This window comes from Paraburkholderia fungorum (assembly GCF_003610895.1).
Lineage (GTDB): Bacteria > Pseudomonadota > Gammaproteobacteria > Burkholderiales > Burkholderiaceae > Paraburkholderia > Paraburkholderia fungorum_B.
The window spans coordinates 235319-251450 of sequence record NZ_MCAS01000068.1; the positions used below are offsets into that span (position 1 = coordinate 235319).

The 16132-nt window shown below is 59.7% G+C and carries 12 protein-coding genes and 2 pseudogenes; 3 read left to right on the plus strand and 11 right to left on the minus strand.

What is annotated here, in order from left to right; all coding sequences use genetic code 11:
• The first annotated feature begins 13 nt into the window (after positions 1–13).
• The 3 genes from BCY88_RS38070 to BCY88_RS38080 all read left to right on the plus strand — a co-directional run bounded on the left by BCY88_RS38070 (position 14) and on the right by BCY88_RS38080 (position 4217).
• On the plus strand, positions 14–475 hold the full coding sequence (locus tag BCY88_RS38070; protein WP_120349219.1) for a GNAT family N-acetyltransferase: 462 nt from the start codon (positions 14–16) through the stop codon (positions 473–475).
• A gap of 286 nt (positions 476–761) precedes the next feature.
• Positions 762–2471, plus strand: a complete 1710-nt coding sequence (locus BCY88_RS38075) for an Hsp70 family protein (protein ID WP_120349220.1) — start codon at positions 762–764, stop codon at positions 2469–2471.
• A 6-nt stretch (positions 2472–2477) separates the two neighbouring features.
• Complete coding sequence (locus BCY88_RS38080) at positions 2478–4217, plus strand: J domain-containing protein (RefSeq protein ID WP_120349221.1); 1740 nt, start codon at positions 2478–2480, stop codon at positions 4215–4217.
• A gap of 43 nt (positions 4218–4260) precedes the next feature.
• Here BCY88_RS38080 and BCY88_RS38085 read toward each other — a convergent pair whose 3' ends face one another.
• The 11 genes and pseudogenes from BCY88_RS38085 to BCY88_RS38140 form a co-directional block, all read right to left on the minus strand.
• A complete protein-coding gene (locus BCY88_RS38085; protein WP_120349274.1) occupies positions 4261–4668 on the minus strand; it encodes a hypothetical protein in 408 nt (135 codons plus the stop codon).
• A gap of 1269 nt (positions 4669–5937) precedes the next feature.
• On the minus strand, positions 5938–6249 hold the full coding sequence (locus BCY88_RS38095; protein ID WP_259461662.1) for a hypothetical protein: 312 nt from the start codon (positions 6247–6249) through the stop codon (positions 5938–5940).
• A pseudogene (locus tag BCY88_RS40865) lies at positions 6246–6323 on the minus strand (hypothetical protein); the annotation flags it as partial. The pseudogene BCY88_RS40865 and the gene BCY88_RS38095, both read right to left, overlap by 4 nt.
• A 21-nt stretch (positions 6324–6344) precedes the next feature.
• Positions 6345–6752: pseudogene (locus BCY88_RS40850) on the minus strand (RHS repeat-associated core domain-containing protein); the annotation flags it as partial.
• A 118-nt stretch (positions 6753–6870) separates the two neighbouring features.
• Positions 6871–7233, minus strand: a complete 363-nt coding sequence (locus tag BCY88_RS38105) for a DUF4279 domain-containing protein (RefSeq protein ID WP_259461663.1) — start codon at positions 7231–7233, stop codon at positions 6871–6873.
• 40 nt (positions 7234–7273) lie between these two features.
• A complete protein-coding gene (locus BCY88_RS38110) occupies positions 7274–7618 on the minus strand; it encodes an RHS repeat-associated core domain-containing protein (protein WP_183081549.1) in 345 nt (114 codons plus the stop codon).
• Between the two features lie 149 nt (positions 7619–7767).
• Positions 7768–8229: an Imm50 family immunity protein gene (locus BCY88_RS38115; protein ID WP_120349226.1), complete on the minus strand. Its 462-nt coding sequence runs from the start codon at positions 8227–8229 to the stop codon at positions 7768–7770.
• A 23-nt stretch (positions 8230–8252) separates the two neighbouring features.
• Entirely contained in the window at positions 8253–11801 is a 3549-nt protein-coding gene (locus tag BCY88_RS38120; RefSeq protein ID WP_120349227.1) for an RHS repeat-associated core domain-containing protein, read from the minus strand.
• Between the two features lie 673 nt (positions 11802–12474).
• Positions 12475–13878, minus strand: a complete 1404-nt coding sequence (locus tag BCY88_RS38130; RefSeq protein ID WP_120349229.1) for an MFS transporter — start codon at positions 13876–13878, stop codon at positions 12475–12477.
• Between the two features lie 25 nt (positions 13879–13903).
• A complete protein-coding gene (locus BCY88_RS38135) occupies positions 13904–15169 on the minus strand; it encodes an NAD(P)/FAD-dependent oxidoreductase (protein ID WP_120349230.1) in 1266 nt (421 codons plus the stop codon).
• Positions 15162–16127: a VOC family protein gene (locus tag BCY88_RS38140; RefSeq protein WP_120349231.1), complete on the minus strand. Its 966-nt coding sequence runs from the start codon at positions 16125–16127 to the stop codon at positions 15162–15164. The genes BCY88_RS38135 and BCY88_RS38140 overlap by 8 nt, the downstream gene beginning before the upstream one ends.
• Between the last annotated feature and the right edge of the window lie 5 nt (positions 16128–16132).

The window sequence follows — 16132 nt, forward strand, 5'->3', positions numbered from 1 at the left end:
AGGAACAACACCCATGTCCGAAGCCATCCAGATCCGCCCTGTCACAGCCGCCGACTTCGACGCCTGGCTGCCGCTGTGGGACGCCTATAACGCGTTTTACGGCCGCTCGGGCGAGACGGCATTGCCTCGCGAGATCACGCAGGTCACATGGGGGCGTTTCTTCGACGCCTACGAGCCCATGCACGCGCTGGTCGCCGAGCGCAACGGCCAGTTGCTCGGCCTCGTGCACTTCCTGTATCACCGCCACACCACCATGGTGGCGCCGACCTGCTATCTGCAAGATCTCTACACGCTGGATACGGAGCGCGGCAAAGGGGTCGGCCGTGCACTGATCGAAGCGGTGTACGCACGGGCCAAGGCCGACGGTTTGCAACGCGTCTACTGGCAAACGCATGAGACGAACCACACGGCGATGAAGCTGTACGACAAAGTCGCGGACCACTCCGGCTTCGTGGTGTATCGCAAGGCCTTGTGATACATCGCAGCAGGCCGGCCTGGCGGGCTTCGCACACCCGTTTTACATCCACCATTCCGGCCGCCTGTTTTGCGCGGCGCGGCACCACATCCGCATGTCCGGCGGCCCATCTCGCCGGCATGCGCGCCGCATCGCCTGTCCCGGTTCTCACCGCATTCGTTCCCCGCGCGGCTCAAGTTTGCATGCAGCTTGCCGTTATCGCCATTGGACGGAGCACCATCTGGCTCCCACGCGACCTTGGGCGATCTCCTCATGGAGGGGCGCAAAACGAATCGGAAAACTGTACATGCCTTCGATCATCGGCATCGATCTTGGAACCACGCATAGTCTTGCCGCAGTCTGGCGCAATAACGAGGCTACCCTCATCCCAAACGCACTGGGCGACGTACTGACGCCGTCATGCGTCTCGATCGACGACGACGGCTCGATACTCGTCGGCCGGCCCGCTCACGACCGCTTGCATACGCATCCCGAACGCACCGCCGCCAACTTCAAACGCTACATGGGCACGAATCGCAACGTGTCGCTTGGCGGGCAGACCCTGCGTCCCGAGGAACTGTCTTCGCTCGTGCTCAAATCGTTGAAAGCCGATGCCGAAGCGTTCCTCGGCGAAGCGGTTCAAGACGCCGTGATCGCCGTACCGGCCTATTTCAGCGACGCGCAACGCAAAGCCACACGCATTGCCGGCGAACTGGCCGGCCTCAACGTGCGGCGCCTCGTCAACGAACCGACCGCGGCCTCGCTCGCGTATGGCGTGCATCAGCGCGATAGCGAACGCAAGTTCCTGATCTTCGATCTGGGCGGCGGCACGTTCGACGTCTCCGTGCTCGACTTCTTCGAAGGCGTGATGGAAGTGCGCGCCAGTACCGGCGACAACTTTCTGGGCGGCGAAGATTTCACCGAGGCGCTCGTCGAGTTGTTCTGCCAGCGCAATAACCTTCGAGCCGGGTCGCTCACGCCAATTGCCGCGCAACGTCTGCACCAGCAGGCCGAACGTGCGAAACGTCTGTTCACGCAGAGTAGTGCTGAGAGCGTTACGCTCAAGCTTATGGTTGCCGACCACGAGCATAGTCTCGAACTCGATGCGGCCGCCGCGGAGCGGACCTGCGAGCATTTGCTGCAACGCCTGCGCAAGCCTGTCGAGCGAGCGCTGCGCGATTCGAAGATCGCTGTCGATGCACTCGACGAAATTATCCTTGTCGGCGGCGCCTCGCGCATGCCGATGGTGCGCAAGCTGGTCTCGAAGATGTTCGGCCGTTTGCCCGCCGCCCATCTGAATCCGGACGAAGTCGTCGCGCTCGGCGCCGCCGTGCAGGCAGGGCTCGTCACGCGGGACGCAGGTCTCGACGAAATGGTGCTGACCGATGTCGCGCCGTATAGCCTCGGCATCGACACGGCCATGCAAATCGGCGCCAATCAATATGTGCCGGGGCATTTTCTGCCGATCATCGAGCGCAACACGATCGTGCCGGTAAGCCGCATGCAGCGCATTTTCACCGTGAGCGACCGGCAACAGATGCTGAGCATCAAGGTGTTCCAGGGCGAAGCGCGCTTGACCGCGGACAACGTGCCGCTCGGCGAATTCACGCTCGACGTACCAGTCAGACCGGCTGGTCAGGCGGGCGCGGATGTGCGCTTCACCTACGACATCAACGGTGTGCTGGAAGTGGAGGCGACGGCCTTCCCGGATGGTGTGAAGCGCGCGATGGTGATCGAAGAGAACCCCGGCGTGTTGACGCCGGAAGAAATCAGCGAACGGCTCGTGGCCTTGAGTGCGTTGAAGATCCATCCGCGCGATCAGTTGGAGAATCGCTCGCTGCTCACACGCGCGGATCGCGTCTATGAGGAAACGCTCGGCGAGCATCGGCAATATCTGGCTGCGCATATCGCGCGGTTCCAGTCGCTGCTTGAACGGCAGAACGCCGAGGAAATCGCCCATGCGCGCAACGAACTGAGCGCGCTGCTGGATCGCTTCGATGTGCATGTGACGTATTGATCGGCCATGGATACGACTTCTGCCTATCACTGGCCGTGGGATGTGCTCGGCATTGCCGCGAACGCCGACGAACGCACGGTGCGCCGTGCTTATGCGCGTCTGCTGAAACAGCAACGCCCGGATGAGGACGCTGAGGCGTTTCAGCGTCTGCGGTATGCGTATGAGTCTGCTTTGCAGATGGCGAGCAAAGGCGCGGCGGGGACGATAGCCGCAGGGCCGGTGCATGAGCCAATGCCGGTACCCGTGCATACGCCGATCACGACGCCGGTGCCTGTGTTGCGCACAGCACCCTCAGCGCAAACGACGCCACCGCACTCCAGCCTCACGCAACCGGCGCCCGAAACACGCCTTCGCGAACCCGACGCTTTCGAGAGCGCTGTCCAGCTCTGGCAGAACTTCGTCTCGCAACGAAATCAGCTGGAGTCGCGCCGTGACCTGCAAGATCTGTTCGCCGGCGTCGTCAACATTCAGACGCGCGACGAACTCGAATGGCAAGCGCTGGTTCATTGCCTGAACGAGGACGCACCGGCCACGCTGCGCATGAACCTGAGTGCGGTGCTGGGTTGGCGGGACAACGCCGCCCATCTGCGTCGTCGCAACGCCGCCATTGCAACGCTCGCACTGGACCGCGTGTTCGCCGACGAGGACTACAACGCGTTGCGTCTGCGCTTCACGAATGCCATGGCGCTCCTCGAAGGGCCACAACCTCCGTTGGCTGCCGGCGCCCGCGCACTGCTGCGCGCGGGTGTGCGCACCGAGATGGAACAGTTGCTGACTGCCCTCAGTCGCTACCATCCAATTGTCGTGCGGTTGCTGCTCGACAGCGAGAAGGTCGAATTCTGGACCCGTTGCCTGACATTCCGGATCGGCGCGGGCCGCCTGTTTGGTCCGACGCTCGCGTTGAGCGCCTGGTGCGGCTTGCTGTTCGCCAATGCGTCGACGAGCCTGAAGAGCGACCGGTGGTTCGATCAATGGACGCCTGTTCAGTTAGCCGTGCTTCTTGCCACGCTGATGGTGACACTGGTTACCGGCGCTGCGTCGACCGTCCTGTTGTCCGAATCGCAACAGCAGCGGCTGCGGGCGCTGCGCTCGGTTGGCTGGCTGCGTTACGGCTGGGTCCCGATCTGGCTTGGCGCGACGGCCGCCGCGTTGTGTGACGGGGGCGGCGGGCGCCTGACCTCGATCGCAATGGCCACGCTCGGCGTCTGCACGATATGGGCCGCGTTGATCTATGGATGGCCGCACATCAAGCAACTCGCAATACTGGCCGCCTTCGGGGCAGTCGGGTTCGGCTTCGTCGGCCATTGGCTTTCCACCTATCCTCTCGCATGGCCGATGCCGTTCGCGCACGGTGTGCTGTTCGCTTTCTACTTTTCTTTCGCGCAACTGGAGTGGCGTGGTTGGCTCGCACGCCGACCGCGTCTCGCGTGGGTTGGCGTGGCGATGTGGTTTGCGGGTTTCGTCGCGTTGATCGTTCTGCTGTTGCAACGCGAAGAGCGTTCGACGCAATTCGCGTGGGCGGTGTTTACGGTGATGGCGGCAGTGGGTGGCGTGCTGGCGACGACGCGTTGGAATGACCTGCGCCGGGCCGTGCCGGGGTTCTTTCGCGGCTACGTCCATCTTGTCTGGCTGGCCATTGCTGTGTCCAAGCCGGACATCATCGCTTGTGTGAGCGTGGGGTTGATGAGTGTGTGGATTATTGAGGAGGTGAAGCAGGGGCGGGGGTCGCGGGGAACGGCGCGCTGATCGCGCGCCTCGAAAGTGACGGCACGGATGGGGTCTTATCAGTTCAGGTCCTCGCTATCACTGCCTTGAATAACGCCTCGTCGCGCGTGACCAGAAACAACGCTGGACATCCCGCTCCGAGTACGTGCAGAGGGGCGCGTCTCGTGACTTGATCCCAGAAGGTGTTCGTATACTCATCGTCTGAATTGAGCGCGCTAAATCCCCAACGGTTGACGAAATTTGCGTGCGGTGCGAGCCCATTGCTCCAGTCATAGACGTACCACTCATCAAAGCCGGGGGCAGGAAGCTGCGAGACGGCCTCCACTTTCGGGCTAATCGCCAGCGCCTCAATCTTGCTCCACCCGGCCGCGAACTCATCGGCGGTTGGTGTATATGGGCCGCTATCACAGCTCGCTATGGCGACATACCGTCCTATTAGCAACTGCGGACAACGTTGCGTAAGGTCGTCCATACACGCGTCCGTTCCGTCGTCCCATTCCGCGATCCAATACCCAGCGCGGTAACCCGTTTTCATCATTCTTGCCTCACTCGCATAAGTACACGCGCTCGTCTGCCTACATGCGTGGCCAACCGGGTCCTCACCGACGATTCGTGCGGTCGTCGGGTCCGCAATACCAGTTCCGATAGTAAAACATCGGTACTGCAGCAATGCGTCACCGTTCACAGTTGGGCGACCGCGTCGCAATTGCATTTGGCCGAACGTACCCACGCTCAATCGACCAAAGGCAGCCCAAACTCTGAATCCACCAGTTGGAGGAACCGCGTCGCGCCTTCTGTACTAGGTGCTATCTGTCCGCGCGACTTCGGACACGGACGGTCGAATTATCAGTCGATCGCAGACCACGGCAATCTGCGTCCCGATCGACGGCTCGAAAAGAACTAGCTCCAGCCTCCCATCATGGACGTCCGCTAACCAATGATGTTTAGAATCAGGTTTCAACCAGGAGTCGGTGTCGGAAAAACTGGTAGCCCAAGTCACCCAGTAATCGCTCTCCTCCGTTGAAAATTGTCGTGCGGTGGACCTCAACACTCGGCTTACTACGTTTTGCAACACGAAATCGTCGGCGCGAAACGCTTTAACGCCGAATAACTCGACCGTGCAAAGTTGTCCGGTTACACGTGACAAGCCGATCCGGCATACCGAGGTGCCTCGATCCATGCTGATTGAGACTATCTCTGCATCGTGCAAAGAGAAGTCATCAGAGAGAACATTACCGATATCCATTTTCCGCCCATCATTTCGGTTGCTACGGACCGTGAATAGAGACAGGATCTCCGCGGGAAGAATCGTCATTCTCCTTGCGTCCCCAATCATGCCTGTGCGGCACAGACGTACTCGGGTCATGATGCTAATCCCCATCTAACCATCCGTCAGTGCCATACCTTCGCTCCTGCCAGGTGCCCGGATTTATGTGAACCGACCTTGGCTCGCCCCGATTCGGCGTCTTATTTGGCCTGTTAAAGGTCGAACCGTCAAAGATATCGTTGAACCATTTCGGGACGTCTCCTAAACCTGGATTGCAGGCCGACCCAGTAGAAGGCGGCATAGGCGCCGGAATTGCCTTCAACCCGGACAGATCTCTGGATTCGGAATAGAACTGCCCATCGGATACAACAGAAGGGTCGCTCGGCCCTTCTGTCAGATTGCAACTTCAGCAATACTCAACGTGGCACATAAGAAGACATAAGACAGCTTGCCAGCCGCCTATACATACGGAACTTATCGCAGATTTGAACCGTCCGGATTGATAGCGCCCTCATCCTTCCTAGTCGGGTAGTACACCTTCTTCTCTTCAAGCTCATAGAAGATGATTCCGTGAATGCCTTGAACCTCCGATTTTTTAACTCGACGTTGCCAAATGTTCTTGAATGCTACATCGAGCAATCGTCTGTCATCTCTCGCGTACACCTCATCAATAAACGCGATGTCGGTTTCGCTTGGAAACACCAAAGCAAACTCTTCGTCGGTAGCAGAGAAGACGTCATAGACGCAATTCTGTGCACCATCAATAATTTGAATGTTCTTCATCATGGCCTTGACGGTCTAACGTTTCTGTTGCGCCCTCCGGGAGATTTAACATCCCAATGTGGACCGCCGTGGGCATTTCCACCCTGTCCAGCCGGACACTAGACATCCGCACTAGAATCTTCCCACCCCCACGCAGAGCCTCCTCTTCCTGGATTCGGATTGCGTACCCAATTTTCACCACCCTTGGGGTCCTGGAATCCATCCGCCGCTGAGGGCTTGCCAGGTGCCTTCGGTCCGTTCGGATCATAGGCATTCGATGGCGGCTTCGCCCACGTCGGTCCGTTAGACAGATCATTAAACCACTGCGGAACACCATTTGACTGCCCAGCCCCTCCACCTGGCATCGGACCCGCGGGAACCGGAAAGCCTATTGCCTGCAACCCGGCCGGATCGCTGAACTGAACCGGATTCCCACCTACATAGGCATACGCATTCGTCTGCTCACTCGCGTAGCCTATGGGGTCTTCGCTAATAAATCTGGCTGTGGCCGGACTGTAGTACCGGTTCCGATAGTAAACAGAAGAGGCCGCTCATGTGAACTGCACCCCAAAGGTTGGATCGGTGTCCAACTTTTGGGGTGCAGTTCAAAACGCGGCCCCTCTTCAATTCACAATCCCGCGACAGCTACTCTTCTTTTGGCGGGTCAAACCACAAATCGAAGTGCAGTTCCATATCCATCGCTGCTAATTGAGACATCTGCTGTGGCTTAAGCTCCGGGCCACCATTCCCCGATACAGACGACCAAAAACAACTCACCCTATAAGAGCAACCCATTTCTTTGATTTCATTCATATCAACGTTTTGTCCTCTCAGAGCACTCAGCAAGAAGTCGAGATGGTCCCCAAGGTCTACTGAATCAATACCCCTTGTGTTTAAAAACCATCCAAAAACTCCGTTTTTATTGCTCGTCCAGGTAGGCGATATTCTTATCTTGTGCACCACGGCATCCAAAACCTCCACATCCGGTGCATAGATACAGAGGGTCACGTAGGTCCGCGCGCAAGCTGTCATCTCTCACCCAATATAGTTAGTCCCGCGACTGACCGCCTTTCCCGCTCTTGCCGCCCTTCCCCGCCGGACAGCGTTCTGCAGTCCATTGGTCCCACATATCGTCAAGCATGGGCTTGGAAAAATTCATCGCTCCAGGACGTTTCATGCCTTGCTTTTCATCATGCACCCAATCGCGGAAATTCTTATCGTTGTACCCGTACCATTGGTCGCCCTTATGTAGACCGTAGGGATCGCTGAACTGCACCGGATTGCCGTTGACGTAAGCATACGCATTCGTCTGCCCACTCGCCCACCCAGCCGGATCCTCACTGATGAACCGCCCCGTCGCCGGACTGTAATACCGATTGCGATAGTAGTACATCGGTACTGCGGCGCTGCACGCCATTCGGCAAACGGACGGTCGTGTCGTAACTGCATCGATTCAATGCAGTTCCGCACAATTGATGGCCACAAATGCGCATCGTCGACCTTCAACCACCCCCCGCTTGCGATAACCCATGCCTACGTCCGTCAGCTATCGACACGCGCATATGGCCGAATACCCGACACCGCCACCTCCACACAAGTGACTTGTACATCAAGGCCAATGTTGGGTTCAAGATCAAAGACAAGCAGACCATCCGCTTGTCGGGACAAGGTCATATTCATTACCCAACTGTCCTGAAGCATGGCATTCACGTCTATGTTTGCCACCTTGACGTCCTTCAAGCAGAGCATAACCAGGTAGTCTGTACCTGCGGCGCCGAGCGGTCCAAAGCGGTTGTGCAAAATCTCGAGTTCAAGATCGACAATTTCTCGTCCGTGTCGATCAGACGATGCGCTGCTTGAGGCTTCTCGACATCGCTTGCCCCGCTGCATGCAGATGGAACTTACAAACGCGTCGTGAAAGGAGGGATAGCCTCCGAAGACCTTGACAAGCAGCTCCTTGTTTTTCGCCCAATCCCATCCGTTACCGCCATCCGTGTAATCCATTTTCTGGCTCCCCTACATCGCCCTTAGCGCCACCGTATAGGCGACATCGGAATATGAGTGTTATCTCTACCCGACGGGTCGAAATTATGGCCGTGAGCAGTTCCGTGACTCTCATGGTATTGCGCACAAAGATTCCCTGCGCCGTCAAAATAGTCGACGTCCAGCCCGTTGGGGTTCAGTCTGAATCCGCCCGGTTCATTGCCCGCTAGAGGTACGCCGCGTGCTAACCCTTCTGGATCCGTGTAGGAGATTGGGTTGCCCCCAACATAAGCATACGCATTCGTCTGCCCACTCGCGTACCCTATGGAATCTTCGCTGATGAATCTCGCTGTGGCCGGACTGTAATACCGATTCCGATAGTAATACAGCCCCGTCCCATCATTCTCCCGCCCTGTGTACTGCTGCGAGTTCGGGTCTGCCATCCCGGTCTGCGTCGTCGCCCCATACGGCTCAAACCGGTACTGCGTCTGGCTCTGTTGATTCGCATCTGTCAGCGCAATCACATTGTTGTTCGCGTCGCGCAGCACATACCGGTCCTGACTCGCATCGTCTCCGATGCGCCGGAACGTCAGTTCATCCAGCCCGCTTTCCGGATAGGGCGAAAAGACGCGGATGCGCTGTGACCAGTTCCCGTCCGGCACCATGAAGTTCAGTTCGTCGCCGATCCAGACTGTTTGCATCCGCCGGCCGTTGACCGTGTAATCCTTGCGCCGGTTAAACACGTCATAGCTAAAACTCGCGGTCACGCCGCCGCTTATCTGACTCAGCAACTCCTGTTCGTTCCAGCTGTACTGGCTCACGCCGTCGCTAGCCAGGTTGCCGTTGAGATCGTACGCAAGCGTTTTGCCTGCCCAACGCGTGAGCTGGTTGGCCGCGTTGTACTGTGCGTCGCCTACGGCCTGCGGCAGATCGACCTTCGCGAGGCTGCCGCCGGCCTTGGTGCGCCGTCCTGCCAGGTCGTATCCATATGTCAGATCGCCAAGCACGCTGCCGTCGACGCGTTTGTAGGTCACACCGGTCAACTGGCTTGCCGCATCCCACGTGTAGGTCGCGGTGATGCCGTTGGCGAGCGTCGCCTGGATGCGCCGGCCCAGCGGATCATATGCATAGCTGAAGATTCGCGGCGCTTCGTCGTTCACCCGATACGCAATCTGCGTGACGCGATGTTCCGCGTCACGGCTGTAGTCCACGGTCGCGCGGTCCATATCGATGCCGGCCAGGTCTCGCGTATCGGGTGCGTAGCGATATGACCAGATTCCCTGCAGGGCTGGCCAGTCGAAAGTCCGCGTAAGCTTGCCAGTGAGACGATCGTAGTAAAGGATCGTGCTTGCGATGGACTGGTCCGCATCGGCGTTGCCGCGCTGGCTCGGTCCGTAGTCGCCAATGCCAGTAAGCCTGTCAAGCGTGTTATCCCAACCGTAGTGCCAGCTCCGACTAACCGCCGCACCAGCGGCCTGCCGGAAGTCGACCTGCTTCGCGCGTCCCGCGGCGTCGTACGTATAGGTCCTTACCTGCCCCTTGCGATTGGTCAGCGTTGCTAGTTGACCTGCCGGCGTCCACGCGTATGTCTCACTGCGACCGAGCGGATCGGTTTTGCTCACCGGGCGGCCGATCGCGTTGTAGGTGTAGCGAGTCGTCACGCCCTTCGGATCCGATTGACTGAGCAGATGCCCGGCACGATCCCACGTAAAACGGGTCACGCCGCCCAATGCGTCGGTGATATCCGTAGTCCGGTCCAGCGCGTCGAGCGTGCGCCGGGTCTTGTTGCCCAATGGATCCTGCACGGCCGTCACGCGGCCGGCAGCGTCGGTTGTGTAGTGCGTGGTGCGGTTCAGCGAATCAGTGAAACCCGTCAGGTCGGCACCGTTGTACTCGTAGCGTGTCACGCCCTTCAGCGCATCGGTTACCGTGAGCGGGCGACCCTGACTATCATTCGTCAGTGCGGTGCGATTGCCCAGCCGGTCGGTAACGGTCAGCAGGTTGCCGTTCGCGTCGTAGGTATAGACAGTGCTCACGCCGCGCTGCGGATCGCCTGCCTGCGCCTCAGTCAGTAACAGGCTGAAGCTGTCGAACGTCCGCGTAACCAGTGTGCCGTACTGGTCGGCCACGCTCGTACCGTTCCCGTTCGCATCGTAGGTGAACGTGTACTGGCGGTCGGTCGACTCGAGGTTCGTTACGCGACCGTTGGCGTCATAGGTGAACGTCTGGACCTGCTCGATGGGTTGCCCAGCGGGATACGCATTGCGCACCACGCGTCCGTTCGCATCGAACGCCAATCGACGGACGCTGCCGCGGCGGTCGGTCACGTCGGTCTGAGTTACCTTGCCGTCTGCGAAAGTGTAGGTAAAGCCGAACGTACTGCCGTCCGCGAGGGTCTGGAAAGTGACGCGATCGCGGTCATCATAGGTATTGACGACCTGAAGATTCCCTTCCGGATCGGTAACGCTCACCAGCCGCGACTTACTGTCCCAGCCGTATTTCCATGCACCGCCGCCCGCGTCGATCACCTGCGTGAGGCGGTCCTGGCTGTCGTACTCGTAATTCACCTGACGGTTGAGCGGATCAGTCACGCGCGAGATGAGCGGCGTGCCACGTGCGCCCACGCTCGACGCGAATGTCAGCGCGCGGCCGTTCGGGCCGGTGACACTGACGATTGCACCTGTATTACTGTCGCGCGCAATCGACACCGTATTGCCGTTACGGTCCTGCACACTGCTCAACCGGTACAGACCGTTGACCATGGTGAAGCGTCGCACGCGCCCATCGCGCAGCGTGAGGATCATCGTCGTGCCGTTACGGTCGCCATTGGCGAGCGTGGCGCGGTAATAGTCCCCCGGACTCGTCAAGTCGTCCCAAACCGTGCTATTGCCGGGGCGCGCACTGAATGGGATACGAACACCGCTTGGCAGATACCACTCGACCTTCTGACGCACACCGCTGTCGTCTTGCGGGCTCAGCGTCAGATAACTGTCGTAGACGAACGTCGCCCCAACACCGAAGGCGCCGGCCATCGGCCGACCCAGCTCGTCGTATGCACTGCTTCGATAGACGCGCGCGAGATCGAGCGCAGTCGTGTCGGCAACGCGCAGATCGTGCGCAACCAGATGGAACTGTCCGGTGTACAGCTTGACCGGATCGCCACCCGAGGTACTGCTGCCACATCCAGCCGTGGCACTGCCCGCACATCCGCCGTTGTTTGTATCGCCGCCAGGGCTCCCTGCACCGCCACTACCACCGCTGCCGCCAATACTTCCGAAGCTACCATCAGGATTGTCGCCATCGCTGTTGCCGCCATCATCCGGCGACGGCGACTCGTCCGTGCCGCCAGGCGAACGTCCGGCGCAGTAGTTAGCAATAGCGCCCGTGTTGTAGCAAGCCATGCCAAGCCTGCCCGTTGTAGCCTTCATGATGCAAGCGGGATCGCCCGGATAGGCCCCCGCCGCAGCATACTGCTCGGCACAACTCTCCGCGCGCGCATGCGAAGCCGCAAACCACGACATCAGCACAAAGAGAAATAGAACGAATGGGCGCCGCAGCGCACGACGTGCCGCAAAGGCATCGATGGATTGCATGGTGATCTGAAAAGACTGAAAGGAGGTAAGCCGCAGCGGGCGGTTTATCGCAAGCTGGCTTGAGCCGAGATGGGCGAAACAGGCGAACTGTCGCTTGTCGATGCTCGCAAAGAATCCGCGCCGCCCATCGGCGACGCCGCGGACAGCGTCCCCTGCCTTCGAATCGCCGTGATATTTCCGGCTGCGTCGTAGTCGTAATACGCGGTAGCGCCCGCGACCGTTACCGAAGTCAGGCGACCCAATGCGTCATACCCGTATGTAATGTCATCGGCATGGGCCGACAGTATTGGCGTGGCCAGACAAACCACAGCGCAACAACTAGCCAGGCGCGCAGCGAGCACGCAGTGAAGTCGGCGCCCAGATAGATCGATCATCAACATCTCCCAACTTTATTTATAGGTTGACTAATCAAATGGAAGATATTGAAAAACGAAATAGATTTATAGAGGATTGTTCTCTATCTGAGTAGTAGATGTCTGAAACAGTGACAGTAAAATGATCGTTCTCTGTCGGAGCGCAATTTGATCAACCGAGTGCATTGATCGCGTATGTCAGCGAGCTGCATCGGTACGTGCATTACCGTCCCCCAAAAACAAAGGGCGCACCACCCAGTGCGCCCTTCATCTCCCTGCCATTGCGGTTCTACTTCTACATCAACCGCCCACCAGAACCATCAAGCCTCAAGCTGCTCCAGCACCTTCCCCTTGGTCTCAATCCCAAGAAAGTGCACCGCAATCGCCGCAATAAACGGCACGGCCGCGAGAATATAAAACGCCACCTGCAGATTGCCGCCGATCATCGTCTTCGACACGATGGCCGGCGCGAAGATCGCCGCCACCTTCAGCCACGCGCCGCCCACACCGCAGCCCATCGCGCGGATGCTGGTCGGATACAGTTCCGGCGTGTACACGTAAGCCGTGATGAAGCCACAAGCGAGGAAGCCGAGCGCAAATGCGCAGCACGTCGCCACCACATACACCGACGCGCCGTGGAACACACCCGCAAGGAGCAACGACAGCGCACACGCCACGAACGACAAATTGATAATCGGCTTGCGACCCACCTTGTCGACCAGCAGCGCGCAAGTCAGCGAACCCACCACACCCAGCACCGAAGCCGCCACCGCCAGATTCAACGCCAATTGCAGCGGCGCGTGATAGACCGTGCGATAGATCGTCGGCAACCAGGTCGACAGACCATATTGAATGAAGCCGCAGGTAATCCACAGCATCGCGACCGCCATCGTGCGCTTCAGATAGGCCGCCCCGAACAGGTCACTCATACGACGTTTCGGATGACGATTGGCCATCGCTTCAAACTCGGCCGCATTGGCAACCGGCGGCAGCGAACCCTTCACAGCGCGCTCGAAAGCATGCACCGCTACATCGGCATCGGCCATCCGTTCGCGTTCCGCCAACCAGCGCGGCGATTCGGGCACCAGCTTGCGCAGCACGAAGAACAGAATCAACGGCATGCCGCCGATGAAGTACATCGCCTGCCAGCCGAAACGCGGCACGATCCACGCACCCAACGCGTTCGAGGCGAGCAAACCAACCGGAAAAACGATTTCATACAGCAGCACAAAACGCCCACGGCCATGCGCACGGCTGATCTCGTTGATATAGGTCGCCGCTACCGGCAATTCCCCACCGAGCCCTAGCCCTTGAACCACTCGCAGCGCGACGAACACCGCAAAGGTCGGCGCAAAACCGCACGCAATACTCGTAATGCCGATGATCCCCGAACTCAACGCAATCGCCTTCACCCGGCCCTTGCGCTCCGCGTACCACGGAAACACGAACGCACCGATCAACTGGCCGATCGAGCCCGAGCCGATCAGGAAGCCAATTTCCCACGGCGTCAGATGCCATTTCGCAATCAGGATCGGCAACGTGGCCGCGATCGCGATCACATCGAAACCGTCGAAGAACGTCGCGAGACCGATCAGTATGCGCGCGCGCACCTGCATCGCATTCTTCGGCAGGCGCTCGAGACGCGCGATGATCGAGCCCCGGGTCACGGGGCCTGAGACACCGGCGCTGCTGCGGTCCCCCATAGTGTTGTCGATGGTTCTCATGCCGTGGTGCCGTCCGTAGATGTGGTTAGGCAAGCGCCGTTGAGGCGTCGGTCAGGGTGGCAAGGTCGATAGTCCGGCCCTGGTTCATCCACTTGCGCGACAGTTTCAGTTCGCGCGGCGTGTTGATGGCGATCACGCCGCGAATCGCGCCGTCTTCCAGATGAAATAGCGTGGCGCGTTTGCCCTGCAGCTCGCCACGTATGGCAAGTTGTGCATCGTCCGGAATGTCGCCGAGGATTTGCAGATTGACGTCGTACTGGTCGGACCAGAACCACGGAATGTCCGCATACGGTTCGAACTTGCCGAGCAACGCTTTCGCCACCGAGATCGCCTGGTTCTGCGCGTTGGCCCACGATTCGAGCCGCACGCGGCGCTTCAGCCACGCGCTCGGATGATTCGCGACGTCGCCGCACGCAAAGATGCGCGGATCGTCGGTCGCGCCGAAATGATCGACGACGATGCCGTTCTCCACCTTGATACCCGCGGCTTCCGCCAGCGCCGTATGCGGCGCAAGGCCGACGCCGGCAACCGCGAAATCGGCGTCCAGGGTGGCGCCATCAGCGAAGGTGGCGCGAATGCGGTTGGCGTCGTTCGGATGATCTGCAATCGACACCAGCGATGCGTTCAACCGCACGTCCACGCCATTCGCGCGATGCAATTGCAGCAGAAAATCCGACACCATCGGCGGCAGCGAGCGGGCGCACAGGCGCGGCGCGCCTTCCACCACGCTCGCCTCCACGCCGAGCTTGCGCGCCGTAGCCGCGACTTCGAGGCCGATCCAGCCACCACCCACGACGAGCACGCGCTTGCTTGCGCGCAACCGTTCGCCGAGCGCAACCGCTTCGTCCAGCGTGCGCAGATAGGTGACATGCGCGGTCTTCACGAGCGAATCCGGCAAGCGGCGCGCCGCGCCGCCGGTGGCGATCACAAGCCGGTCGTATTGCACTTCACGGCCCGACTGCGTGCGCACCACGCGTTGCGCACAATCAATCGATGTCGCGCAGTCCGGCTGCCATGCTTCGACGTTCAGCGCGTCGAAATCGCCAGGCGTCACGAGCCGCACGGTTTCGATATCGGCTTCGCCTGAGAGCACAGCCTTCGACAGCGGCGGGCGCTCGTAGGGCAAATGAATCTCATCGGCGATCATCACGAGGCGGCCGTCGAAGCCTTCCTTGCGCAACGTCTTCACAACCCAACCCGCCGCCTGACCACCGCCGATCACGACGATCGTGCGCGGCGCTTCGAGTCCGGCATGCGCGGCTTGCGCCTTCTCAGCAGCAGCGTCAGTCATTTTTCCGCTCCGTCATGAACTTGCCTTCCGGCGCCTTCGCGTTTTTCTGGCGACGCGTATTGCCGTCGATGCCACCGTCGATCGCCCATTCGGCGAACACGGTCGGACCGGGTTCGAAATCGCGCGGCTGCCATTCAGGCGTGAGCTGGTCTTCGTCGGCGTAGTACTCGATCAAACCGCCGGCCGGATTCTGGAAGTACCAGAAGTACGCCGACGAAACCGGATGACGTCCCGGACCGAGTTGCGTATCCCAACCGCAACGGCTGACCTGCATGCCGCCACCGAACACTTCGTGAATATCGCGTACGGTGAACGCGACGTGATTGAGACCGCGCTTACCGCCTGGCAATGCGAGCAGGAAGATGTCGTGGTGGCCGCCGTGCGGTGCGCAGCGCATGAATGCGCCGCGGCCAGGATAACGGTCCGACATTTCGAAGCCGAGCAGTTCCTGGTAAAACTTTTCCTGTGCCGCGAGTTGATTCGTGAAGAACACCACGTGACCCACTTCAACCGGTTCGGCACGTTCGTAGATCGGCGACGGTTGATCGACGCGCAGCGTTTGCCCCCATACGTTCGAAGGCGAGCCGTGAATATCGAGCGTACGCTTGCGGGTCACTTCAACGCGAATCGCCATGCCGTTCGGATCGATACAGCCCACGGCGTCTGCCGTTTCGAAATGACCCGGCTGTCCGGCGAAGCGGCCGCGCAATTCGTCGAGCTCCGCTTTCGTTGCCACGCCCCACGTCACTTCGCGCAGCGTCGGACCGTCTTCGAACGCAGGAGGCAGCGACGGATCGTTCGCGTCGACTGCCAGTACCGTGCAGCCGTTCAGCGTTTCGAAGCGAGCGTGCGTTTCGTCGTGCGCGATCTCTTTCAAGCCCCAATCCGCGAAGAAACGGCGGCAGGTGGCGAGATCCGTCACGCCGTAAATAATCTGTTCAATGCCGAGAATCGTCATACCGT